General features: G+C 60.5%; 22 protein-coding genes. 11 read left to right on the top strand and 11 right to left on the bottom strand.

The features are described 5' to 3' along the window. The first annotated feature begins 117 nt into the window (after positions 1–117). The 3 genes from B9A12_RS10150 to B9A12_RS10140 all read left to right on the top strand — a co-directional run bounded on the left by B9A12_RS10150 (position 118) and on the right by B9A12_RS10140 (position 1,578). On the top strand, positions 118–672 hold the full coding sequence (locus tag B9A12_RS10150) for a hypothetical protein (RefSeq protein WP_084057778.1): 555 nt from the start codon (positions 118–120) through the stop codon (positions 670–672). A gap of 137 nt (positions 673–809) precedes the next feature. Next, on the top strand, positions 810–1,211 hold the full coding sequence (locus B9A12_RS10145) for a DUF5663 domain-containing protein (protein WP_139796585.1): 402 nt from the start codon (positions 810–812) through the stop codon (positions 1,209–1,211). 103 nt (positions 1,212–1,314) lie between these two features. Further along, positions 1,315–1,578, top strand: a complete 264-nt coding sequence (locus B9A12_RS10140) for an Ogr/Delta-like zinc finger protein (RefSeq protein ID WP_084057776.1) — start codon at positions 1,315–1,317, stop codon at positions 1,576–1,578. A 101-nt stretch (positions 1,579–1,679) separates the two neighbouring features. Here the strand turns inward: B9A12_RS10140 and B9A12_RS16995 are convergent, their stop codons facing one another. The 11 genes from B9A12_RS16995 to B9A12_RS10085 form a co-directional block, all read right to left on the bottom strand. Next, positions 1,680–2,468, bottom strand: coding sequence for a YkgJ family cysteine cluster protein (locus B9A12_RS16995; RefSeq protein WP_170920526.1), 789 nt, complete (start codon positions 2,466–2,468; stop codon positions 1,680–1,682). A gap of 19 nt (positions 2,469–2,487) precedes the next feature. Then, positions 2,488–3,204 (bottom strand): YkgJ family cysteine cluster protein, encoded by a 717-nt coding sequence (locus B9A12_RS10130; RefSeq protein WP_084057775.1) that lies wholly within the window; start codon positions 3,202–3,204, stop codon positions 2,488–2,490. Between the two features lie 316 nt (positions 3,205–3,520). Next, a complete protein-coding gene (locus tag B9A12_RS10125) occupies positions 3,521–3,787 on the bottom strand; it encodes a hypothetical protein (RefSeq protein WP_084057774.1) in 267 nt (88 codons plus the stop codon). Positions 3,788–4,033: 246 nt separating this feature from the next. Then, positions 4,034–5,194, bottom strand: coding sequence for a (Fe-S)-binding protein (locus B9A12_RS10120; protein WP_084057773.1), 1,161 nt, complete (start codon positions 5,192–5,194; stop codon positions 4,034–4,036). A 39-nt stretch (positions 5,195–5,233) separates the two neighbouring features. Further along, positions 5,234–7,453 (bottom strand): FAD-dependent oxidoreductase, encoded by a 2,220-nt coding sequence (locus tag B9A12_RS10115; protein ID WP_084057772.1) that lies wholly within the window; start codon positions 7,451–7,453, stop codon positions 5,234–5,236. A 5-nt stretch (positions 7,454–7,458) separates the two neighbouring features. After that, positions 7,459–8,727: a CoB--CoM heterodisulfide reductase iron-sulfur subunit A family protein gene (locus B9A12_RS10110; protein WP_084057771.1), complete on the bottom strand. Its 1,269-nt coding sequence runs from the start codon at positions 8,725–8,727 to the stop codon at positions 7,459–7,461. A gap of 595 nt (positions 8,728–9,322) precedes the next feature. Beyond that, complete coding sequence (gene aprA, locus B9A12_RS10105; RefSeq protein ID WP_084057770.1) at positions 9,323–11,236, bottom strand: adenylyl-sulfate reductase subunit alpha; 1,914 nt, start codon at positions 11,234–11,236, stop codon at positions 9,323–9,325. 18 nt (positions 11,237–11,254) lie between these two features. Next, positions 11,255–11,701 carry an adenylyl-sulfate reductase subunit beta gene (gene aprB, locus B9A12_RS10100; protein ID WP_084057769.1) on the bottom strand — a complete coding sequence of 149 codons (447 nt, stop codon included), beginning with the start codon at positions 11,699–11,701 and terminating at the stop codon, positions 11,255–11,257. A gap of 164 nt (positions 11,702–11,865) precedes the next feature. After that, entirely contained in the window at positions 11,866–13,098 is a 1,233-nt protein-coding gene (gene sat, locus B9A12_RS10095) for a sulfate adenylyltransferase (RefSeq protein WP_084057768.1), read from the bottom strand. Between the two features lie 189 nt (positions 13,099–13,287). After that, entirely contained in the window at positions 13,288–13,470 is a 183-nt protein-coding gene (locus B9A12_RS10090; protein ID WP_084057767.1) for a hypothetical protein, read from the bottom strand. Positions 13,471–13,882: 412 nt separating this feature from the next. After that, positions 13,883–14,953 carry a lytic transglycosylase domain-containing protein gene (locus B9A12_RS10085; RefSeq protein WP_139796584.1) on the bottom strand — a complete coding sequence of 357 codons (1,071 nt, stop codon included), beginning with the start codon at positions 14,951–14,953 and terminating at the stop codon, positions 13,883–13,885. Between the two features lie 310 nt (positions 14,954–15,263). On the opposite strand from B9A12_RS10085, the gene B9A12_RS10080 reads away from it, so the two are divergent. From B9A12_RS10080 to B9A12_RS10045, 8 genes are all read left to right on the top strand, one after another. Continuing rightward, positions 15,264–16,229 carry a hypothetical protein gene (locus tag B9A12_RS10080; RefSeq protein ID WP_084057765.1) on the top strand — a complete coding sequence of 322 codons (966 nt, stop codon included), beginning with the start codon at positions 15,264–15,266 and terminating at the stop codon, positions 16,227–16,229. A gap of 73 nt (positions 16,230–16,302) precedes the next feature. Further along, a complete protein-coding gene (gene rimO, locus B9A12_RS10075; RefSeq protein ID WP_084057764.1) occupies positions 16,303–17,667 on the top strand; it encodes a 30S ribosomal protein S12 methylthiotransferase RimO in 1,365 nt (454 codons plus the stop codon). A gap of 161 nt (positions 17,668–17,828) precedes the next feature. Next, positions 17,829–18,854 carry a polyprenyl synthetase family protein gene (locus tag B9A12_RS10070; protein ID WP_245802412.1) on the top strand — a complete coding sequence of 342 codons (1,026 nt, stop codon included), beginning with the start codon at positions 17,829–17,831 and terminating at the stop codon, positions 18,852–18,854. A gap of 119 nt (positions 18,855–18,973) precedes the next feature. Beyond that, positions 18,974–19,690, top strand: coding sequence for a precorrin-2 dehydrogenase/sirohydrochlorin ferrochelatase family protein (locus tag B9A12_RS10065; RefSeq protein ID WP_170920525.1), 717 nt, complete (start codon positions 18,974–18,976; stop codon positions 19,688–19,690). Then, entirely contained in the window at positions 19,672–20,493 is an 822-nt protein-coding gene (gene ccsB / locus B9A12_RS10060; RefSeq protein ID WP_170920524.1) for a c-type cytochrome biogenesis protein CcsB, read from the top strand. The genes B9A12_RS10065 and ccsB overlap by 19 nt, the downstream gene beginning before the upstream one ends. 224 nt (positions 20,494–20,717) lie before the next feature. Next, on the top strand, positions 20,718–22,025 hold the full coding sequence (gene hemA, locus B9A12_RS10055; protein WP_084057817.1) for a glutamyl-tRNA reductase: 1,308 nt from the start codon (positions 20,718–20,720) through the stop codon (positions 22,023–22,025). A 47-nt stretch (positions 22,026–22,072) separates the two neighbouring features. After that, the gene (locus tag B9A12_RS10050; RefSeq protein ID WP_084057761.1) at positions 22,073–22,474 is read left to right on the top strand and encodes a hypothetical protein; all 402 of its coding nucleotides are present in this window, start codon (positions 22,073–22,075) and stop codon (positions 22,472–22,474) included. A 21-nt stretch (positions 22,475–22,495) separates the two neighbouring features. Then, a complete protein-coding gene (locus B9A12_RS10045; protein WP_084057760.1) occupies positions 22,496–22,720 on the top strand; it encodes a twin-arginine translocase TatA/TatE family subunit in 225 nt (74 codons plus the stop codon). Positions 22,721–22,929 lie beyond the last annotated feature (209 nt).

Raw genomic sequence — 22,929 nt, 5'->3', positions numbered from 1 at the left:
CGGACCGCTTTCGACTAAACTGCATGGAATCCTTATCTCGCCTCTTTTGAACGGAACGACCCATCGGCCGGCCTGCTTGAACCGTTTGCAGGAAGCGAAATCCGGAGAACGGAAGACATGAAGGATACCATTCGGTTGCTTCTCTTCAGTCTCTTGATCCTGTGTTGCCCTCTGTGGCTCTTTGCCGCCGGATCGGACCCGGTACCGTCCGGGGGACCGGCCCGCCTTTGGACCTCTTACGAAGCCGCCATGCTCGCGATGGCCATGTTCGTGATCGGAGCTGTGGGCACCTATATGGCCTTGCGGGTGCGTCTCCGGAATCGATCCCGGGAATTGCTCACGGTCTTGGCCGAACTTCGGCGCAAGAACAAGGAGCTGGAAGCGGAAGTGGAAGAGCGCGAGCAGGTGGAAAAGGACAAGGAGCGACTCATCCAGGAACTGAAAGAGGCCCTGGAAAATCTTCGAAAACTTCGAGGGCTCCTCCCCATCTGCGCCTATTGCAAGAAGATTCGCGACGACCAGGGCTATTGGAACCAGCTGGAAAGCTATATCGCCCAGCACGCCGACGTCACCTTTACGCACAGCGTCTGCCCGGAGTGCGCCAAGAAGATATACGAAGAGCTTCAGGCCTACAAAGACGCCGAGGCCAAAAAGAAGGCGGCCACGGCCTGAGCCTCCGTGGCCCGGGCCCGTCCTGTCCCTCCCCTCGCATCCCCATCCCCACGAGAAAAAGTCTGGTGAAAGCCCGGCTCCGATGGTAATTAGGGGCAACCTGAAAGCCAGCGGAACGAATGGAGGAACAAGAGATCATGCAAAAACCCAAGTCCAACGATCCGGAAACCGCCGTACCCCTGGGAATCCGCAACCCCTACATCGTCAACTTCATGAAGGCGTTGGTGGAAAAAAAGGGGGAGAAGCACGAGCCCGAGGCGCTCAAGAAGCTTCTGGACGACATGTACAAGCTCTTTGAAAACATGCTCGGCCAGAACATGGTCCAGGCCCTGCCCGAGGACAAACGCCAGGAATACCTGGAACTGACCCAGGACCTGACCCAAGTGAGCTACAAGAAGATCGAGGAGATCTTCGACAAGTACGTTCCCAATTATGAAGAAGTCATGAAGGAGACCATGAAGCAGTTCGCGGCCATCTTCATGAAAAACCGCGAGTTCAACCCCAAGGACTACCCCGTGTCGGATGCAGTCACCGATTGAGGAAAGGCCCAGCGGGCGCCTGCTTGCGCCCATGCCGCCTCGGCCTTAGGTTCAACCCGTGGCCGTCACACTGGTGGACCTATGGAATAAAGGAGTTTGAACGATGGATGACAAGACCATTTGCCCCCATTGCGGAAGCCGGATGAAGAAGTGGCGGACACCCGAATTTTCCACGTGGTCCGCGGAATTCTTCTTTGTCTGTTTCAACGACGATTGTCCCTATTTCACCCGGGGATGGAACCAGATGGAGGCCACGGTGTCCGCCAGCGTGTCCTACAGGTACCGGTATGACCCCGATACCGGCTACACGGGCCCCATCCCCGTTTGGTCCAAAGATGCGCTCAAATCGGGAATCATCGAGGACTGAAAGCACCGAAACTACGCGGGCCGGCAAGGCAGCGACCGGCCCCGCGGCCCTCACGCCCCCACGGCCCCGAAAGATCCCGTGCCACGGGGTTTCACCTTCCCTCAGACCGTTCCAGTCGGAGCCCCTTTCGCCTTGATGGGCCCGGATCCCAGCAGGATGAAGCGCAGCCATCGAAGAGCCAGGCCCAGGAGGGCCTGATCGTCGGTGCGCGCCTCTTGGGGATCCATGTCCTCCACTTCAAAGGCTTGCAGAAACCGGCTTTCGAAGACGAAAGAACGGAACCGGTCCAGATCGTAGGAGGCCAGGTAAAACATCTGGAGCTGTTTTTCGCTCAGTCCTTCCCGCACCCTGGGGTGGGTCACCAGCTCCATCCAGAGGTCGTTCATGGCCTGGTAGTCTTCCAGGCCCTGATCGCCCACCCACTGGGCCACGGTCCACTCCCGCGGCTCCTCGAACCCCCGGCAATGGTCTTCTTTCACCAGGAAATAGGATTCCAGCACGGTTCCGTGGACCCGATGCTTACGGGACGCCCGGGCCAGGGGATAGGTGCGGCAGGCGGACGGCCGATGGGGATAGACTTGGCAGCCCTTTTCGGACACAAACGGGCAGGTCTGCCGTTCATTGTCCTGCATCTTGAGCACGGCCTGGGGAAGCGGGCTTCCCTCTTCCACCACGATGTCCGCGTAACGGTCCAGAAACTGGGTGGTGCTTAGCCCCAGATGCCGGGAAAGCCTCAGGATATCGTACGGGGTGAGCATGAGCGTGAGGGCCCGGCAGCATTCCGTGAAGCAGGGCACGCCCGGGTGACAGTCGAACTGGAAACGATCGTTTTCGATGGGTTGCAGCCGGTCACGAATCGTTTCGGGAGCGGTGGTTTCGAGATTCTTCATAAAATTTCCCATTCTCCCTTCAGAGCACTTCCAGGAGCTCGGCCATCTGGGAGCGGATGTAGTGGAAGGCAAGGCGCAGCATTTCTTCATCGTCTTCCCGGGCCCGCTGGAGACGCTCGGGGTCGATCTGGTAGAGGCGGGTCCATTTGGGATCGTCCACCATGGCCGCAAACCGGTCCAGGTCATAGGCCAGAAAGAGGAGTTTTCCCAGGCCGGGTTCCAGGGGCTGGCCGGGTTGGAAGTTCGGGGGCATGAGCGCCTGGAAGGCCCGTTCCATGACCACATAGGGCTCCACTTCCTGGGTCTCCAGCCACTGGGCCACGGTCCACCGGGCGCCTTCCCGGAGGCCGAAACAGCGTTCCTTGCCGGCCAGCAGGCTGTACTCGTCGTCCCGGTCCGCCAGGTCCAGCGGAAACATCCGGCACGCCCAGGGCCTGTGATCGTACACCGTGCAGCCCGCATCCCCCACGAAATGGCAACGGAGGGTCTGTTCGTCCATGGCCAGCTGCACCACGGGGATGTGGGTGATCTTGGCCAGGAAGTGACGGGTGTGGCGCTGCAGGAATTCGGTGGACCCCAGGCCCAGTGCCTTGCGGAGGCGCAGCACATCGTAGGGGGTCAGATAGATGTTCACGTCCCGGCAGCACTGGGTAAAGCACGGCAGATCGTGATGACAGGCGAACTGGAAGGGATCGTCTGCTTTGAGCACGGTCTTTTTGTCTTCTGCTTGCGTCATGGTTCGTGTTTCCTCTGATGCCGTTGTCTTCAGTTCTCGGGGTGGTTGGGATTTTCGGCCATTCCGCCCGCACCTGCTTCCGGCCAACGTCTCCTCACCGTGGATCGGTTCCTGGAGCACCAGTCCTCCCCAGTCCCCATCCGGGGGATCCAGAACGGAGGGGCGGCCCACATCCCCCGTCGCGTGCAGGCACGGCCCTGGAAAAACCCCCTTCCAAGAAAGAAAAAGACGGGGGTGAAAGATTCCTCGCCCAGACCGCCTCCCCCATTCCCCTTGCCAGGCTCCCTGTTCCTTCCGGGGATGCCCTTTTCTTTTCTCAGGAATCTTCCTCCAGCAGATGCACCTGGAAATGCTTGAAGTCCGGGTTTCCGTGCAGGAATTTTTCCACCACGTTCAGGGTCTGGCCATCCCGGCACAAAATGACCTGGCAGGTGCACTGGCGTTTGCATTGGTCGCAGTAATATTGCTCGTCCAGCACATTGCCGCAATGACAGTGGGGCGTCATGTAGAGCTGCTCATCCTCCCACTGGGCGACGAAATAGTCCTCTTTCTGTTCCTTGAGTCGTTCCGGCGTCAAAGCCATTCCATTCCCCTTGGTCGTCATCGGTCATCCGGCGTCCGTGGCCCATCCTCCCAAGCCTTTGAACCCGGGCTGGAGATCGACCTCATTCCGGAACCGATGGATCCCCGCCACGATTGTCCCCGGCTCCTTGGGAGCCGGGGATTTTTTCGGTGGCAGCCGTTTTGTTGAGGGGCGATACGTACCGCCCCCGCGCTCAAACCGGAAACGCGATCCCCCGAAGGGGGATCGGCCGATTGGGACAGGCTTTTAAAGCGAGTCGGCGAGTATTTCGCTCAACTCCACCACTTCCAGATCGTCCTCTTTGCCCAGGCTGTTACAGGCATCGATGAGCATGTTCATGCAATAGGGGCAGGCCGTGGCCAGCACCTGGGCGCCCTGGTCCAGGGCGTCGGTCACGCGCAGCTCTCCAAACCGTTCGCCCATGGGCACTTCCGCCCAGATGCGACCCCCTCCCCCCGCGCAACACAGGCTCGATTCCCGGTTGCGAGTCAGTTCCACGGTACCGTCCGGAACCACCTTTTCCAGCAGGGCCCGGGGGGGATCGTAGACGCCGCTGTGGCGCCCCAGGTAACAGGGATCGTGGAAGGCCACCTTCTTGCCCTGGCCTGCCTTCAGGCTGAGCTTTCCTTCCTCCACCAGTTGGTTCAAAAGCTCGGTGTAGTGGATCACTTCCCATTCACCGCCCAATTCCGGGTACTCCTGGGTGAAGGTCCACAGGCAGTGGGGCGAGGTAGTGATGATCTTCTTCACGCCCTTGCTGTTGAAGAGCTCGATATTGGACTGGGCCAGCTTCTGGAAAAGCTCCTCGTCGCCCAGCTTGCGCATGCTCTCGCCGCAGCAGCTTTCTTCCTGGCCGATCACCCCGAAACTCACCCCGGCCGCTTGGAGCAGCTTCACGATACTCCGGGCCACCTTGGTGCTGCGCGGATCGTAACACGAATGGCAGCACACGAAGAGAAAGTACTCGGTGTCCGGACCGAAGGTGGGCACATCCAGGCCTTCCTGCCAGGCGGTGCGCTTTTCCCTGGGACCGGACCAGGGATTGCCATTGGCGTGGGCGCTGCCCAGGATAGGCCGCAGATTGGCCGGGGCCATGCCGGCGCCCACAATGCTGGCGCGCATGCCGCGCACGTTGTCGATGATCTTGACGCCTCGGGGGCAGTTGCTCTGGCACATGCCGCAGGTGGAACAGGCAAAGAGGACCGTTTCGTCCTCGAATCCCTCCATGCCCATCTGGCCCAGCCGCTGCATGTGGCGGATGTTGAACTTCTCGCTGGTCTCACCGGGAACCAGACGCCACGGACACAGATTGGTGCACAGACCGCACTGCATGCACCAGTTGACCGTCTCGGCACCCATGCTCACGATATAGTCGCGCATCTCTGCGGATACGTATTTCGGTTCCATGCTCACTCTCCTTCTCATGCCGCGGGCGCGGCGGCCGGACTAGAAATCCTTGTACGGGTTGGGGCCCAGATCTTCCAGGTCGGACGCGAAGTCGTCCAGGATCTCCGGCAGCTTCCCGTAGTCCGTGATGGAAAGCTGCTCGAAGCGCACGCGCTCCGATTCCAGCACCAACCGGTCCAGGGTTTCCTTGATCTTGCTCATGCGGATGTTGGCCAGTTCGCTGCCTTTGACGAAGTGGCACTGATAGTCATCGCCGTGCTTGCAGCCCAGCAGGAGGATGCCGTCGATCCCACTGGACAGGGCGTCCGCAATCCACACCAGGTTCATGGATCCCAAACAACGCACCGGGATGACGCGCACCCACGGGTTGTACTGGGCCCGCCGGATGCCCACCATGTCCAAGGCGGGGTAGGCGTCGTTTTCGCACGCCAGCACCAGGATGCGGGGCTTTTCCTCGTCCTCTTCGGGAACTTCGATGTTTTTGATCATGTTGCCGATCATGCCCACCGAGTAGTTCTTGAAGGAGATGATCCGTTCCGGGCAGGCGCCCATGCACACGCCGCAACGCCGGCACCGCGTGGGGTTGGGCAACGGGTTGGCCTTCTCGTCTTCGTTGATGGCCCCGAAGGGACATTCTTCGGTGCAGCGCTTGCACTGGGTGCAGCGTTGCATGAAGAATTCGGGGTAACTGAGATCGCCGGCCCGCGGATGAACCGCCTTGCCCTGGCCGGTCATCTCCACGCACTGGATCGCCTTGAGAGCCGCTCCGGCGGCATCGTCCATGGCTCGACTGTAGTCCATGGGAGCGCGCACGGTTCCGGCGGGATAGATGCCCGTCCGTCGGGATTCATAGGGAAAGCAGATGAAGTGGGAATCGGGAAAACCGTATTTCAAGGCGGGAATTTCCGGGCCTTGGCGATATTCCAGATTGAGGAGGTTGGAGGCCAGGATGGTGTCGGCAGGCACCTCCACTTCCTCTTCCCCTTCCTTGGGCTCTTGGGCCTTGTAGGGCTTTCCGAGGGAGGCCGTGGACACCATGCCCGTGGCCAGCACCACCAGATCCACGCTCTCGGACAGAATGGGCGCACGGGTGAGCACGTCTTCGGCCGAAATGGCCAGAGCGCCGGAGCCGTCGTCGTCCACACCGGTCACCGTACCGCGCACGAAGAAAACCCCGTCCTTCTGGAGCTGCTTGTAAAGGAACTCGTAGGTCCCATGGGCCCGCAAGTCCTTGTAGAAGATGTAGACGGGCATTTCCGGATTGGCGTCTTTGAAGTATTTGGCCTGTTTCAAGGACTCCACACAGCAGGCGGCGGAACAGTAGGGCAGATGTTCGGGATCCCGGGATCCGGCACACAGGATGAACGCCACCCCGTTCACGGGCTGCCCGTTGGAAGGCCGCTTCACCTCGCCTGCCTTGAACATGCCTTCCAGCTGATCGGCCGTGATCACGTCCGGATGCTTTCCAAAGCCCAAATGTTCCAGTTTGGAAGCATCGTAAGGCACGGCGCCCGTGGCGAGCACGATGGCCCCCACGCGTTCAGCGGCCTGGGAGCCGTTTTGCTGGATGGAGACGTCGAACATGCAGGGGGCGCCGCTGATCTTTTCGATCTGGGATCCGGTATAGACCGTGATCTTGTCGCTTCCGGTCACTTCCCCCACGAGCCCTTCCAGATCGAAGGCAGTGGGTTCTTCGTAAGGGGGAGTCAAGGGCGGAAGCTTGGCCACGTTCCGGGTGTAGCCGCCCAGTTCGTCGGACTTTTCCACCAGCACCACTTCGTAGCCGGCCGCCGCGGCCTCTTTGGCCGCCGTGAGGCCCGTGAGGCCGCCGCCCACCACCAGGATGCGCTTGCTCAAATTTTCCCCCTGGTAGGGCACCGGGGGCTCCATTTCCTTGGCCTTGGTGATCCCCATGCGCAGATAGTCTTCGGCCATCATCTGCGTGTCTTCATCCTCGGCCGGATGGGACCAGACCACCTGTTCGCGGAGATTGACGCGCTCCACCACCTTGTCGGGGCCGAAGTCGAAGGCGTCCACCATGACCCGAGGCGAGCAGGCGGCGATGACCAGTGAGTTCACACCTTCCTGTTCCACATCCGCCTGGATGAGGGCCCGCCCTTCTTCGCTGCACAGAAAGCCGTGTTCACGACAAACCGGAACCTTGTATTCACCCGTGGCCACCTTCGCCAGAGCCGCCACATCCAGGGCATCTCCAATGCCACAACCCGTGCAGATATATGCACCGATCTTCTTTTCCATCGAAATTACCTCCTCACCGTCGCCTGAATCGCCTTGAGGGCTGCCGCCGTTGCATCCTGGACACTGGTGGCCACATCCACGGGCCGCTTAACACATCCCGCCGGGATGACCGCACCGGCCGCCGAGCCGTTCAGGAGAAAGCCATGGTCGTCGTAGGCGACCTCAGCGGGCACCTTGTCTTCGGCCGTGGAAGGAACCATCCCGGTGGCCAACACCACCATGTCGAAGGATTCCTTGAGGATGGCCCCGGTGGCCTGGTCTTCGGCCTGGACCGTCACCTGGCCGGTGGCCGGGTCTTCAGTGATCTCTCCGGCCTTGGCCTTCACCAGACGCACCCTCTCATCGGCCTGCACCTTGGCGAAGAAGTCCTCGTACTTACCCAGGGCACGGATATCGATGTAGAAAATGGTGGCCCGTGCATCGGGGTTTTGATCCAGCAGGTAGGTGGCCTGCTTGAGCGACGCCAGGCAGCACACCCCGGAACAATAGGGCAGATGGTTCTCGTCGCGGGATCCGGCGCATTGGACGAAGGCCACGTTCTGGACGGGCTGTCCGTCGGACGGGCGCTGGATGACACCCGCCGTGGGGCCGTTGACGGCCGCCAGGCGCTCGAAGATCACGTTGGTCACCACGTTCTGGTGTTTCCCAAAACCGTAATAGGTGATCTTTTCAGCGTCATAGGGCTTCCAGCCGGTGGCCCACACCACGGCTCCCACCTTGAGATCGAATTCCTTTTCCGCCATGTCCAGTTCCACGGCTCCGTAAGGGCAAGCGGCCTGGATTTTTCCGGCCTCCTCGGTGCCGATCACTTCCGGAGCGATCACATAGCGCATGGGGAAGGCGAATTCATGGGGGAGGTAGGCGGCCTTGACGGTGCTCAGGCCATAGTCGAAGGGATTGGGGATTTGCGTTTCCGCCGCTTCCTGGCACAGCCCGCAGGCCGTGCACTTTTCATTCACGTACCGGGGCCGGATCTTGATGGTCACGTCCAGATCCCCCGGCGTTCCTTCAATCTTGGTCACCTCCGCCATGGTAAAAAACCGCACCAAGGGATTGTTCTTGATGCGACGGAAATTGATCTCCAGACCGCAACTGGGCGGGCAAAGCTTGGGAAAGTACTTGTTCATGCGCGCCACACGGCCACCCAGGTACGGCTCCTTTTCCACAATGTAGGCCTGATAGCCGGCCTCGGCGGCTTCCAGAGCCGCACTCAGGCCGCTCATGCCGCCTCCTACCACCAAAAGACTGCGACTTGCGTTGACCACATCCGACATGGATTCTCCTCCATCAACTGGGAAATAGTGCCTCTCCCTCTGCCGACAATCTCCCCCTCCTTGGATCGTGCATGGTGAGCCGAAGATCTCTACCGGACCCGGTCCCTTGTGCACGTATTCACTCAAACGTCTTCGCATAGCACAACGAAACTGTCGGTGCAAGGTGTGGGCGCCCCCCGGATAAGGGCGGTTGAAACTCTGCCGTAACGCCAGGGTGCACCCCCGAACGCCAGGCCCGCAGCGAACCCCGGGAGGCGGTGTGACAATGAGCTCTCGCCCTTTTGGGACTTTCTTGACCCGTTGACATTTCACGGCCCCGTGGTGCTTTCGGCATTCTCAGCACACCTTGTGGGGTCGGGTTCGCAACCCGCCCCCGCGGCTCGAAGAAAAGGCCGGTAGCACGGGCCCGCCTGGTAGCCCCGAGCTTCCGTCCGCACAGGAAGGGGCCAACCTGGGCCTTTTCGGCCAGCCTCTTGAACCACCGCCCCGCTGCCGTGGTTTCCTTTATGGACGGTGGGGTGCGCCTGTCGAATTTCCCACAAAAAAACCCCCTGAAGCCAGGGGCTTCAGGGGGTGGGACCGTCCGTCTAGCGGCTTAGACGTCCAGATGCACCACGGGGACCTTCTTCATGGTCCATTCGCCGGTCGCCGGATCCCACACGGAATTGACGAAGACCTTCCAGTTCTCTTCGTCCATGTCGGGGAAGTCGGCGCGGTAGTAGTAGCCCGGCCAACGGCTTTCCTCGCGGAACATCACGTGGCGCAGGTGGCTTTCGGCGATCCACATGCGCTGCACGTTTTCCCAGCACCGCATCAGTTCATGCAGGGTCTCGGCCGCCAGCTTCTCGGAGTCTTCCTTCAACATGGTGAGGAGCTCCAAGCCCTTTTCCAGAAGAGCCTTGTTGGTGGTGAACTGAGCGGACACGCCCGCGCAGTACTCATCCATGATCTTCTGGAGGCGGAACATGAACATCTTGGGCTTGATGAAGTTGGGGTTGATGTCCGGATCGCTGGACATCGGGCTGAACTCCTCGAAGCGGGCCAGCGGGGCCAGGATCGTCTCACGCAGCTTTTCGATCTGGGCATCGTCCACCTGGGGCGCTTCGTTGTGATCCAGGATGTAGGCAATGGCGCCCTTGGCGGCGATGCGGCCTTCCGCGTGGGAGCCGGAGGAGAACTTGTGGGAGCTGGCGCCCGCACCGTCGCCGGCCGTGAAGAGCGCCGGAACCGTGGTCATGTGGTTGTAGACGCCGATGGATTCCCACTGCTTCTTGTATTCTTCCGGCATGATGTCTTCGGGACCGCAGACCCAGGCACCGGAGGCACCGGAGTGGGAACCGATGAAGTACGGTTCGGCCGCGGCGATTTCCGAAGGCTTCTCTTCGGGCTGGATGTTCATACCGGCCCACAGCAGAGCCTGGCTGATGGTCATGTCGAGGAAGTCTTCCCAGGCCTCGCTTTCCAGTTCCTTCATCTTCTTCTTGAAGGCCTTGGGGTCATCCTTGTAGGCGGCGGCCAGGTTGGCGATGGCCTCTTCCGTCCTCATGTAGATGGGGCCCTTGCCTTCCATCACGTCTTCCATACCCAGCCAGTTACGCAGGTTGGCCGGGATGGGCTTGCCCGTGCCGTAGGGAGCCCACTTCTTGAGCTCGTCGGCACGTTCCACCATGTATTCGCCGCCCATGGCGTTGGTAGCGCGGGACTTGAAAAGCAGGAACCAGGCGCCCACCGGGCCGTAGCCGTCCTTGAAGCGCACGGGGATGAAGCGCACTTCCTGGCAGGTCATTTCCGCACCGGCGCGAATGGTGAAGTAGGCGGTGGAGCCGGAGTTCCAAGGCGGATACCAGGCGCGGCCCAGACCTTCGCCCACGGAACGCGGACGGAAGACGTGCACGGCGCCGCCCATGCAAGCCAAGGTAGCCTTGGCGGTGAAGACGTAGAACTTGTTTTCGCGAACGCTGAAGCCCACGGCACCCACGCACTTGCCGTTGTTCATGAGCGGCTCCACGATGAAGACGCGCTCATAGATCTCAGCCTGGTCGCCCATGGTGGCCAGAGCGTTCTTGGCGGCCTCAGCCACGATCACCTTGTAGGATTCACCGTTGATCATGATCTGCCAACGGCCTTCGTGGACATACTTGCCGTTTTCATCTTTCCAAATGGGCAGGCCCCACTTTTCGAACAGGTGCACGGAGCTGTCCACATGGCGGGCGATGTCATAGACCAGGTCTTCACGGGAGATGCCCATGAGGTCCTGGCGCACGTACTTGACGTAGTCTTCCAGCGTGTTGTCGCCTTCGGCATAGCCGATGTATTCATTGATGGCCGAAAGACCCATGGCCACGGCGCCGGAACGGTCCATGGCGGCCTTGTCCACCACGGTGACCTTCAAGCCGTTCTTCTTGGCCCAATAGGCCGCCTCAAAAGCGGCGCCGCAAGCGGACATGCCGCCGCCCAGGATGAGCAGATCGGTATCGACGCGTACGGTTTCGAAATCGGAAGGCTTCATGTGTTCACCTCCTTAGGGTTACTTCTTGAGGGTTGGCAGTTCGTCGGCCCACGTGGACGCCGGCTCGGTGGACAGAACGGGGCTCTTGATGTCGTCGGAGCCGGTCTGCCACTCATCCGGCCACGGCTGCGCCTGACCTTCCGGGGTCGTCCGGATGGGGAACTTGAAGCGCTTCACCTGGCCGCTGCGGAACTTGACCGTCCACATGATGTCCTCGGAACCGCGCAGAGGCACCACCGAAGCACCCATGGGCACGAAGTCGGCGTAGGCGCGAACATCAATTGCCTGCTGCGGGCAGATCTTCACGCAGTTGTAGCACTCCCAGCACATCTCGGGGGCGCGGTTGTAGGCTTTCATCTTTTCCTTGTCCAGGACCATCAGGTCGTTGGGGCAGATGTACATGCACGCCGTCTTATCCTGCCCCTTGCAGCCGTCGCACTTTTCCAGGATGACGTAACTAGGCATTTCTTCACCTCCTAAAGGTTAACACAACAACCCTCTGACATTTGCGGGCCCATCACAACCCGCACCAAGAAATAGCCCTTGCACCTCCTTTCTCAGATGCAATCCCTGCCATTTCTCCTTGTGGAAGGGGCCCCACGACCCCTTCCACAAACCCTCGGCAAACCTTATTCCTTGGCGGCGTCGCCGGTGGCGGCACCGTGCAGCCTGATCTCCACCTTCTCTTCCAGCCCGGAGTAGTATTCTTTGAGGATCTGGACGACCTCGGGCCGGGAGAAGTGTGGATCCAGCTCACCGCCTTCACTCAGGGTCTTGCGGACCATGGTCCCGGAAAGGATGAGGCGGTCTTCCTTGCCGTGCGGGCAACTGCGCATGGAGGCCATGCCGTCGCACTTGAAGCACCAGAAGGTCCAATCGATCTTGAGCGGCTTGGTGACCAGGGCGCCTTCGGGGATCTCATCAAAGATCTTCTGGGCATCGAACGGGCCGTAGTAGTCCCCCACACCGGCGTGGTCGCGGCCGACGATGAGATGGCTGCAGCCGTAGTTTTGACGAAAGACCGCATGGAGCAGGGCCTCGCGGGGACCGGCGTAGCGCATTTCCGCCGGATAGCCGCCCACCACCACCGTATCCTTCACGAAGTAGTTATCCACCAGGGCGCCGATGGCCTTCTTGCGCACGTCAGCTGGAATGTCGCCGGGTTTCAGCTTGCCCAGCAGCTGGTGAATGTAGACGCCGTCCATCACTTCCACGGCGATCTTGCACAGGTATTCATGGCTGCGGTGCATGGGATTGCGGGTCTGGAAGGCCGCCACCCGGGACCAGCCCTTCTCTTCAAAGATGGCGCGGGACTCAGCCGGCCTCTGATACGTACCGGCGAACACCTCGGGATAGAAGCTTTCGCTGAGCACCTTCACAGGGCCAGCCAGGTTAATCTCTTTTTGAGCCATCACCTTGGCCACACCGGGATGACCCTCGGCATCCGTGGTCCAGAAGACCGACTTGCACTCATGTTCCTTATCGATGGTGTACTTCTCGGTCACCTGCATGGTGCCCAGGATCTGATCGTTTTCTTCATCCCACAGGGCCACCTCTTCGTTGGGGCCAATGCTGTCGGCCAGATCCTTGTCGGCGGAAAGGGTGATGGGGATGGGCCAGAAGGTGCCATCGGCCATCTTGTATTCGTCACAGACACCCTTCCAGTCGTCGTAGCCCATGAAGCCTTCCAAGGGCGTGAAGGCGCCGATACCCAGCATGACCAGGTCGGAAGCCTCGCGGCTCGTCATGGGAACCTTTTTGAGGGTCTTGGCCTTTTCGATTTCGGCCTTGAGCTCGTCGCCTTCCAGCAAGAGCGGTTTCAGCTTTCCTTCTTTTCCATGGGGAGGAACCAGTTTGGACATGACCTTTTCTCCTCTCTAAAGTGTTAGATATTCGAATCATCCGCAAGGGGCGGCACTCCAGCTTGTGCAATCTGTAGCAAGGTGATTATAGGGAAGGCTGTCCCCTTGTCAAGTGAAAAAGTACGCAAGCATCCCGCCCAGGCCACCGGTTGGGTCGCGCCTGCGGACTGCTTGATCTTCCAAAAAGATCTAGGCCTTGGCCCCATCCAGCGCGCCTTTCAGGCGGTCGCGTTCCTGGCGGGCCTGAGCCAGTTCCCGCTCCAATTGGGCCCGGGCGGGATCATGGGGCGGCATCTCCGCCACCTTCTTTTCAAGCTCTTCCACTCGCCGTATGCTCTTGTAAAGTTCGGCAGCCAGTGCCTTCAACGTCATGGATTCGCCTCGGTGCCATGGAAAGTGTGGATGGCCTTCACCCCGTTCAGTGCCATTATTGTAGCCTCATACACCAACGGCCCAGGAATGTCAGCTTTTTTCGTGAAAAAAACGACGTTCACACGACCTGTGCCGGCTGAAGGGCCCGGCCACCCCGGCGCCGGCCCACAACCACACGGGCAAGCCGCTAGGACCGTGTCCGCAAAAGGCCTTTCGCCCTTTTGTGGTTTTCTGATCAGTTGAAATTTCACCAGCTCGTGGTGCTTTTTGAATTCTCAGACAGCCTTGTAGGGGCGGGTTGGGAACCCGCCCCTACTGCTGAAACACCAGGCCGGCAGCACGGCCCCGGCTGGTAGCCCCAAGCTTCCGCCCGTACAACAAGGGAGCAACCTGGGCGTTCTCAGGCAGGTTCCTAGCCCTGCCGGCGCAAATAGGATTCGTAGGCCGACAGGAACTTTTCCAGGACCGCCGGGGGAAGTCTCAGCCGGTATCCCTTCGGGGGAATCCGGCCCCTTTTGAGAGCGGGGTTCAGTCTCTTGATGTCCCGCAGTGGGATGCCACTCCACCGGGCCACTCGGCTGAGCGAAAGGGGACGCCGAACCCACACGGTCGTGTAGGCCCACACGGGCATGTATCGAGGCTTTTGAAACCCATAGCGGTCCAAGTCACGGCAGATGCGAATGGCCGCCATGATCTTGGGCACATAGAAGCGTGTCTGCCTGGGCAGGGCTCGTTTTTTTCGAAGCGTCCAAAAGTCCGAGGTACCATGCCTGCGGAGGGCGCGGCGGACCGCCCCGGGGCCCGCATTGTAGGCCGCCAGGGCCAGCTCCCACGAACCGAACTTGTCGTAGAACCGGCGCAGGTAAACCGCCGCCGCCTGGGTCGATCGCAGAGGATCCAGGCGTTCGTCCACGTAGGCGTCGACCCGGAGCCCCAAGGACCGGGCGGTTGAGGGCATGAGCTGCCAGAACCCGCAGGCGCCCACCCACGAACGGGCCTTGCCCTTGAAGTGGCTTTCCACCAGGACCACGTAGACCAGCTCGGTGGGTACGCCCATCACGTCCAGAATTTCCGCCATGAGCGGCAGGTACGGCCAGGCCCGGTCCAGGGATTCCTGGAACCCCTTCTTCCATTTACCCGTATAATAGGTGATGTACCGGTCCACCAGTGGGTGGTCGGGAACGTGAAAGCCTCGGCGCCCCAGCAGGCTATCGTCGGGAAGGGGGGTCGGTTGGCCGGAAGAAAGGTCGCGGGAGATGGGCACCGCCGCCATCCGGAATCCACCGTTTTCCTTGGAGGCAGGCGAAGGGCCGACGAGTACCCGGGCCAAGAGGACCGGGGACTCCTGAGCAGCCGCCCGGGCCCACGGGGTCCCGGATCCCAGGGCGAGAAGAAACGCGACACAAATCGCGGCGGAAATCTTGACTATGGAAACGGCCTTTTCCGCTGTGCCTTCGCGGAGGCACTGCAGACGAGAAGCCATCGCTTTCCCCCATTCCAGTTCGCTGCAAGGAAAGGCCGCCAAGGGCGACTTTCCCCGATGATCTGGTCGCCTTATTAACAGCAGACACGCGGGGCTGACAAGCGTCTTTTCCCCACATTTCGGGTCGTTTCGCGATATTTTTGAGAAGCCTTGCGGGACATGACGTCCGTGGATTCTTTTCCATATTATGGTTACTCGTCTCAGGCGGTTCTCCGGCGAGGGGCCACCTTACGATTCTTCACCATGGCTCATCATAGCGGCCCCTTACGAAGGAAAGAGGCACCCATTTGAGAAAAAGGAAGGGACGGCCATGGAACGAAAACGAAAGGAGAAGGCATGGTGCGGGGCCTGGGTTCTCTTTTGGACGGCCGTGTTTGTCTGGGCCACCTGGCGGCTTGCCGAAGGAGATCCCTTTGTAAGGACTTGGTACTATTGCTTTGCCTGGTGGCCGTACATCCTGGTATGTGAAGCCGTGCTCCGGTGCACCGGCGGCCGATCCCGGCTCTTTGAACGCCCTTTGGGGTTTCTGGCCCTTTTGCCCCTGTCCGTCTTTCTTTGGGGGGTGTTCGAAGCGGCCAATTTCCGCCTTTCCAACTGGCATTACGTGGGTCTGCCCCCGTCGCGGCTCACCCGCTGGTGGGGATACTGGATCGCCTACGCCACGGTATTGCCCGGGCTCTTTGTGACCACACGATTGTTGGAGCACTTGGGGGCCGGGCGGTGGAATCCTCCATGGCCTCCGATCCCCCACGGATGGACCCTGCGCCACGCCCAGACGCTTCGCAGGTTGGGCGCCTTCTGTGTGCTCGCTCCCTTGATCCTCCCCCGTTTCGCCTTTCCCTTGATCTGGCTGGGATTTTTCTTCCTTCTGGATCCTTGGAACGCCGCCTGCCGCGGACGGTCCCTCATGCAGGACTGGGAAAGGGGCCACTACGGCCACACCTTGCGTCTTCTGGGGGCGGGCCTCCTGTGCGGCTTCCTGTGGGAGCTCTGGAATTACTGGGCCGGTTCCAAGTGGGTCTATACGGTTCCTTTCGTGGGGGACATGAAACTTTTTGAGATGCCCGTGTTGGGCTTCCTCGGGTTTGCGCCCTTTGCCCTGGAATGTTTCGTGATGGTGGAATCGGTACGGCTCGTGTGGGAGCATCTCCGCAGGAACCTGCCCCCTGCGGTTCATGGCCTCGTGGCTCTGAACGCCTTTCTGCTGAGTCTCATCGTGGACTTTCTTGTCTTTGCCGGTATCGATCATTTCACGGTCCAAAGGTGGATGCCTTGACCGGGATGTCCGACTCCCGTATGGTGCAGCGCCTTTTCTGGAAGGGAATCTTGAAGCGCGGAGGATCACCGATATGTTGGATGGAAACCGTGACACCAACGCCCCCCGGCACCGTGCGGCGCTGATCAGCCTGGGATGTGCCAAGAACCTGGTGGACAGCGAGGTACTGGCCGCCCAGATCCGGGATCTGGGCTACACCCTGACGGAGTCCGCCGAGCAGGCCGAACTCATCGTGGTCAACACGTGCGGTTTCTTGGAAACCGCCGTCCAGGAAGCGGTGGATCATCTCCTGGCAATGGCCCAATTCAAATCCCAGGGCCCGTGTGCCCATCTGGTGGCGGTGGGATGCATGGTCCAACGCTACGGGGTCAAGCTGCCGGACCTTTTGCCCGAGGTGGATCTTTTCCTCGGCACGTCCCAATACCATCGGTTTGGGGAGATCTTCCGCCAATTCCTGAAGACAGGCTCCCCTCGGGTTTTCCTCGAGCGACCCACCTATCTCGTGGATGCCTCCACGGCTCGGCTGCCCTCCACGCCAGCGCACACGGCCTACGTCAAGATCGCTGAAGGCTGCAGCAACCGGTGCTCTTTTTGCGTCATCCCGAAGTTGCGAGGCCCATATCGCAGTCGAACCGTGGAGGACGTGGCGAGGGAGGCACGGGCCCTGGCGGACCAAGGAGTGGTGGAGGTCAATCTCATTGCCCAGGACACCACGGCCTTCGGAAGCGACCGGGGAGACACCGGGGCGCTGGTGCGGCTGCTGGAAGCACTGGAAGAGGTGGACGGGATCCGGTGGGTGCGCCTCCTCTATGCCTATCCCCACCGTGTTCACGAAGACCTATTGAAGACCATGGCGGCCTCCCACAAGGTGGTCGCCTATCTGGACATTCCCTTCCAGCACGCCGTTCCTCGGATTTTGCAAGCCATGCATCGAGTGGACATGGAACGGCGTCCGGAGCAAATCCTGGAGCTCATCCGAAGACACCTGCCCCGTGCGGCCCTGCGCACGTCCCTCATGGTGGGTTTTCCCGGGGAGACGGAAAGGGATTTTCGGGCCCTGTGTGATTTCGTCCAGCACATGGAGCTGGACCACGTGGGGGTCTTTGCCTTTTCGCCTGAAAAGGGATGCCGGGCCGCCGGGTATCCGGATCAGGTGCCCGAACCGGTCAAGGAGGAAAGGAAGGAAACCCTGTTGGCGATTCAGCAGGAGGTCTCCCGCAGAAAGCTGGCGGCCCTGGTGGGACAGCGATGGCCCGTTTTGGTGGAGGGCGAACATCCGGAGACGGAACTGCTGGCCGTGGGACGGCTTCCCACCCAGGCCCCCGAGGTGGACGGGCAGGTGATCATCACCGAAGGCAACGCCCAGGTGGGACAGATTGTGCCCGCCGTCATCACCAGGACTCACGATTACGACCTGGAGGCACGACTGGAGTCTTGACCCGGAGCCGATGCCGGCGCACCGACCAAACTCTTTGACATGCCTGCTTCTTTTCGATATGAACCGGTGCATTCTGGGTAGACAAAGCACCCCCCGACAGGGCCCCGGGTCCCGCGGGGCTGAATGGCGTGACATCACCTTTTGTATGGGGAAGAGTGGACGTGTCAGGATGTTGCTCCTCGGAACCGGCCAACGCACTGCGAGCCGAATTCCTTAAGGCCCGTATCTACGATCAGGTCCGTTGCGATTTGGAGCGCATTGAAAGGGCGCTGCAAAGGCATCTGAGCTCTTCCGTCCCATTGATCGAGGTAGTGGGCCGCTACATCGTCAACAGCGGGGGCAAGCGCCTTCGCCCTCTTCTGATGATCCTTTCCGCCCGGCTTTGCGGCTACCAAGGCGATCAAGAGGTGGACCTGGCTGTCGCCTTCGAGCTGCTCCACGCCGCCACGCTCCTCCATGACGATGTGGTGGACAACGCCGAGATCCGCCGCAAAAATCCCGCTGCCAACACCATCTGGGGAAACCCGGCCGTGGTCCTCATCGGCGATTATCTCTACTCCCAGGCCATTCGCACCACCGTCTGCTACAAAGATCTGCGTATCCTGGAGGTCTTTTCCGCCACGACCAGTCGCATCGCGGAGGGCGAGGTCTTGCAGCTGATCCATTCGGACGACCTGGAAACGGACGAGGCCGCCTACATGGAAGTGATCACGCGAAAGACGGCGGATCTCATGACCGCCGCTTGCCAGATCGGGGCGATTTTCGCCGGTGCCGGGCCGCAAGAGGAATCGGCCCTGCGGGACTATGGCCACCACTTGGGGATCGCCTTTCAGTTGACGGACGATGCCCTGGACTACGTGGGATCGGTGGGCGAGTTGGGAAAGCCCGTGGGAAACGACATCCAGGAAGGCAAGGCCACCTTGCCTCTCATTCATGCCCTGGGCCGGGCCGAGGACGGACAGCGCGATCTGATCCGATCCGCCTTTTTGTCCGAGGCGCCCCTTGAAAGGGAGCAGATCGAAGTTATTCAAAAGCTGGTGCTGGATCTGGGCGGCGTGGATTACACGTTCCAAAAGGCCGCGCATCATCTGGACCGTGCCCGGTCGAACCTGGGCATTTTCCCGGAAAGCCCCGCCAAGTCCACGCTCTTGGATCTGGCCGACTACGTCCTGTGCCGACGTTCGTAGAGGTCTGTACCTGCCGCCCCCCTACTTGTCTCTTCGCTTTGCCCATGATAAAGGTGGCCACGGCTTGCGTCGAAGCATTCGCCCGAGATGCCGACCTTGGCCGTGAAGGGAAGAGGTACGTGGTGGATCGTGTGCGCTCAGAAGATTTCACCACCTATTGCCCGCTGTTCCTGTCGCTGAAAGACAGGCGTTGCGTGGTGGTCGGTGCCGGAACGGTGGCCGAACGAAAGGCCCGCCGGCTCCTGGACCATGGGGCCCAGGTGATGGTGGTGGCCCGGGATCTGAACCCCTGGTGGCGGGACCAGGTTGCCCGTGAGCGGGTGACGTGGGTCGCTTCGAGCTATGAGCCGCACCATCTGCAAGGGGCGGTGCTGGTCTTTGCGGTCACCAGCGATCGGGCCTTGAACCGCAGGGTGGCCGAAGATGCCCGGCGCCTGGGCTTGTGGTGCAACACGGCCTCCGATCCCCAACGGGGAACCTGCCTGGTGCCGGCCTCCTTCCGGCGGGGCCCGCTGACCATCGCGGTGAGCACCGCGGGGCTGAGCCCCGCCGTGTCCCGGCTGGTCCGCGAGAAGCTGGAAAAAGAGTTCGGGCCGGAATGGGCCGCCTACCTGCACTTTCTCGGCGGCCTGCGCCGAGCGGTTCAGAAACGGTCTGCCGATTCGGAAAGAAACCAGGCGCTCTTTCGGGCCGTGGTCCAGCTGCCGATCTTGGAGTGGATTGGAAACGGGCGGTTCCAGGAAATACCACAGGCCGTCGGGCGGGTCCTGGACGGGGTGCTCGCCGAAACGGAAATAGAGCGGGAATGGGAAAGGGCATGGAAGGCGTCCTCTTGACCTTGGCGGTGGCCTTCTATTGTGTGGGCACCGCGGGATATCTGGTTTTCCTCATTCGGGACCGGGAGGAAGTGCATCGGGCGGCTTGGGCCGTTCTCATGGCGGGAGCTATCTGCCACGGGGCGGCGATCGCTTTACGCTCTGCGGCCAAAGGGTACCTGGCCGTCACCTCCAGTCCGGAAGCACTGTCTTTTTTCGCCTGGTTTCTGGTCATCGCCTACCTGGTTCTGTCCCTGCGTCTGCGGCTGCGCATCCTGGGAAGTTTCGTCTCCCCCCTGGCGGCGGTCTTCATGTTCGGTTCCACCTTGTTGCCCGCCTCCTCCATCCCGTCGGGGCCCCTTTTCAGAAGCTCGTGGGTTGTGGTTCACGTGGCCACGCTTTTCGCCGCCAACGCGCTCTTTGCCGTGGCCTTTGCCGCAGCCATCATGTACCTGCTACAAGAAAGATCCATCAAACAGAAGCGCCTGGGAAACCTCCATTCCCGACTCCCGTCCTTGGAACGGCTGGATCGAATCAACCATATCTGCCTGCTGGTCGGATTCCCGCTCATGACCGTGGGATTGCTCACCGGTTTTTTCTACGCCAGCACGGTGTGGAAATCTCCCTGGAATTGGGATCCCAAGGAGATCTTCGCCCTCTTGACCTGGCTGATCTACGCCGTGTTGTTGCACGAACGACTGGCCGTGGGCTGGCGGGGGAGGCGTGCCGCCTGGCTGGCCATCTTCGGCTTTTCTGCCGTTTTGGTGACCTTTCTCGGTGTGAACCTTCTATTCAAGGGACATCACTCCACCTTTGTGGGGTAAGCGGCCCTGTGTCAGGCCGTGACAGCGGACAGATGGGCGCCTGACTGGCCTTTTTTCATGTGAGTGCGCGCAGGTTGGAGGAGAAAAGAAAGAGAGGCAAGACGATCGGAAAGAAACTCCGGCTCTTTGCACCACGGGATCATGGACCTTGATCTTTTGGCCTCTCAATTCCAGATAATGTGCCGGCGATTGGGATCGCCACATGCACTGTGAAGGGCAACGCCATGGAAATCACTCTCATCGGCATGAACCACAAGACAGCGCCCGTCGCCGTTCGGGAACGACTGGCCCAGGTGTGCCGTTTGGACGAAAGCCCCTTGGAAAAGGTTCGCCAGTGTCCGGCGGTGGATGAACTCTTCTATCTGTCCACGTGCAATCGAGTGGAATTCCTCTTCACCACCGCCAACGGGCCCCAGGCCTTGGAGCAGGTCAAAGAGCTCATGTTTGGCCATCTGGGGCTTCCAGGGCTCCAATTGGAATCCCACCTCTACGTCCATCACGATCTGGAGGCGGTGCGCCACCTGTTTCGCGTGGCCTCCAGCCTGGATTCCATGGTGGTGGGTGAGCCCCAGATCCTGGGCCAGATCAAGGCGGCCTACAGGGAAGCCACCCAGCGCAAGACCGTGGGCGTGGTCCTGAATCGCCTGCTCCACAAGACCTTTTCCGTGGCCAAGCGGGTTCGCACGGAAACCAACATCGGCTGCCATGCCGTTTCCATCAGCTATGCGGCGGTGGAACTGGCCAGGAAGATCTTCGGCCGCTTGCACGACAAGCGGATCATGCTCGTGGGCGCTGGGGAAATGGCCGAACTGGGCGCTCAACACCTGTTGGCCCAGCGGGTGCGGGACATGGTGGTGGTCAACCGGACCCTGGAACGGGCCCTGGAGCTGGCCGCCCGTTTCGGCGCCTCCACAGCTCCCTTTGAAAACCTTTTGGAAGCCCTGGTGGATGCGGATATCGTGATCAGCTCCACCGGGTCCATCGATCCCATCGTGACCTACCGGGACCTGAAGCCCAGAATGCGCCGACGAAAGAACCGACCGCTCTTCTTTATCGACATCGCGGTGCCCCGGGACATCGATCCGGAAGTGAACCGCCTGGACAACGTGTACCTCTACGATATCGACGATCTGCAAGGCATTGTGGATCTCAACCTGACGGAGCGGCGCCAAGAGGCTCAACGCGCGGAACACATCATCGAGTCGGAAACCCTGCGTTTCCAGCAGTGGTTGCAAACCCTCGATGTGGTGCCCACCATCATCGCCCTTCGCCGAAAGGCCGAAGCCATCCGACAGGCGGAACTCAAAAGGACCCTTTCCCAGCTTCCCGACCTGGGCGAAAGGGAGCGGGAAGCCATCGCCGTCCTGACGGACTCCATCCTCAAGAAGATGCTCCACGATCCCATCGTGTTCCTTAAGCACAAGTCCGGGCGCGAATCCAAGCGCCTCTTCGTGGATTTCACCCAGCAACTCTTCAACCTGAACGAAGACCGCTCCTCATCCGCCTCCTCCCTTGACTCCCATGAAAGATAGTGGTATGAGCAAAGTAACTGATTGAAACATAAAGAAAAGTTTCTTCCATGGCGAACATTATTGAATTCGGTCGACGCTGCGAGAGCCTGAAGTCGGAAAAGGACGCAGAGGTTCGTCGACGCAAGGTGGAGGCACTGCGCAAGATTTTTCAGTGCACCCGATGTGCCTTCAAGTGTTCCAAGTGCGGCGCGCAGTTGGGTGAAGAGGATCGGTGCGACGAAAAATACGCCAGTCCCTACCCCCTTTGCCGCACCTGCCGGGAGGAATACGCAGAATACCGGGCGAGACGGGACGGAGCCCAGCAACAGGCCAAGTATTACTGGCACAACAGCTTGTGGATGAAGGTGTGGGACACCTGGCTGGAACATCAGCAGGTGCTGGACCAATACCGACAAAGCAAGGAATTCTTGCAGTTGGTGCAGGAAGTGGAAGATCTTCTGGGAAAGTAATCGAGAAAAAGGAGCCCTCCCATGATTGGTGGAATCGGAATGCCTGAATTGCTTGTGATCCTGGTGATCGTGCTGATCATTTTCGGGGCGGGAAAGCTGCCCGAGATCGGAGCCGGTCTCGGCAAGGGCATTCGCAATTTCAAGAAAGCCACCCAGGAAGCGGAATTGGCTGGGTCAAAATCCGAGTCGGTGGAAAAGATCGAAACGAAGCAGGAATCCGCGGAAACGGACAAGACCACAAGCTGAGAGTCTGGCATGCGGCACAGAAGGGCCCGCGGCGGTTGTAGTGGATAACAGGCCGGACCAAGGCGGGGCGCCCCAGGGCGCCCCGCCTTGTTTGTATGGAGATGGATCCCAGCCGTCCGGGGCCAGGGGAGCGACCATGGGGCCCTTTGCCCTGCCGTCACCCAACACCTTCTTTCAGGCACCGAATGACGGAGCCCGGATGGCGGACC

This window comes from Desulfacinum hydrothermale DSM 13146 (assembly GCF_900176285.1).
Taxonomy (GTDB): Bacteria; Desulfobacterota; Syntrophobacteria; order Syntrophobacterales; family DSM-9756; genus Desulfacinum; species Desulfacinum hydrothermale.
Note: the sequence above shows the minus strand (reverse complement) of the source record. Positions and strands in the feature narration are given on the sequence as shown.

Excerpts from the sequence above, each read along its gene's own strand:
- B9A12_RS10150 (WP_084057778.1), top strand. The coding sequence starts at position 118 with ATGAAGGATACCATTCGGTTGCTTCTCTTCAGTCTCTTGATCCTGTGT.
- B9A12_RS10145 (WP_139796585.1), top strand. The coding sequence starts at position 810 with ATGCAAAAACCCAAGTCCAACGATCCGGAAACCGCCGTACCCCTGGGA.
- B9A12_RS10140 (WP_084057776.1), top strand. The coding sequence starts at position 1,315 with ATGGATGACAAGACCATTTGCCCCCATTGCGGAAGCCGGATGAAGAAG.
- B9A12_RS16995 (WP_170920526.1), bottom strand. The coding sequence starts at position 2,468 with ATGAAGAATCTCGAAACCACCGCTCCCGAAACGATTCGTGACCGGCTG.
- B9A12_RS10130 (WP_084057775.1), bottom strand. The coding sequence starts at position 3,204 with ATGACGCAAGCAGAAGACAAAAAGACCGTGCTCAAAGCAGACGATCCC.
- B9A12_RS10125 (WP_084057774.1), bottom strand. The coding sequence starts at position 3,787 with ATGGCTTTGACGCCGGAACGACTCAAGGAACAGAAAGAGGACTATTTC.
- B9A12_RS10120 (WP_084057773.1), bottom strand. The coding sequence starts at position 5,194 with ATGGAACCGAAATACGTATCCGCAGAGATGCGCGACTATATCGTGAGC.
- B9A12_RS10115 (WP_084057772.1), bottom strand. The coding sequence starts at position 7,453 with ATGGAAAAGAAGATCGGTGCATATATCTGCACGGGTTGTGGCATTGGA.
- B9A12_RS10110 (WP_084057771.1), bottom strand. The coding sequence starts at position 8,727 with ATGTCGGATGTGGTCAACGCAAGTCGCAGTCTTTTGGTGGTAGGAGGC.
- aprA (WP_084057770.1), bottom strand. The coding sequence starts at position 11,236 with ATGAAGCCTTCCGATTTCGAAACCGTACGCGTCGATACCGATCTGCTC.
- aprB (WP_084057769.1), bottom strand. The coding sequence starts at position 11,701 with ATGCCTAGTTACGTCATCCTGGAAAAGTGCGACGGCTGCAAGGGGCAG.
- sat (WP_084057768.1), bottom strand. The coding sequence starts at position 13,098 with ATGTCCAAACTGGTTCCTCCCCATGGAAAAGAAGGAAAGCTGAAACCG.
- B9A12_RS10090 (WP_084057767.1), bottom strand. The coding sequence starts at position 13,470 with ATGACGTTGAAGGCACTGGCTGCCGAACTTTACAAGAGCATACGGCGA.
- B9A12_RS10085 (WP_139796584.1), bottom strand. The coding sequence starts at position 14,953 with ATGGCTTCTCGTCTGCAGTGCCTCCGCGAAGGCACAGCGGAAAAGGCC.
- B9A12_RS10080 (WP_084057765.1), top strand. The coding sequence starts at position 15,264 with ATGGAACGAAAACGAAAGGAGAAGGCATGGTGCGGGGCCTGGGTTCTC.
- rimO (WP_084057764.1), top strand. The coding sequence starts at position 16,303 with ATGTTGGATGGAAACCGTGACACCAACGCCCCCCGGCACCGTGCGGCG.
- ccsB (WP_170920524.1), top strand. The coding sequence starts at position 19,672 with ATGGAAGGCGTCCTCTTGACCTTGGCGGTGGCCTTCTATTGTGTGGGC.
- hemA (WP_084057817.1), top strand. The coding sequence starts at position 20,718 with ATGGAAATCACTCTCATCGGCATGAACCACAAGACAGCGCCCGTCGCC.
- B9A12_RS10050 (WP_084057761.1), top strand. The coding sequence starts at position 22,073 with ATGGCGAACATTATTGAATTCGGTCGACGCTGCGAGAGCCTGAAGTCG.
- B9A12_RS10045 (WP_084057760.1), top strand. The coding sequence starts at position 22,496 with ATGATTGGTGGAATCGGAATGCCTGAATTGCTTGTGATCCTGGTGATC.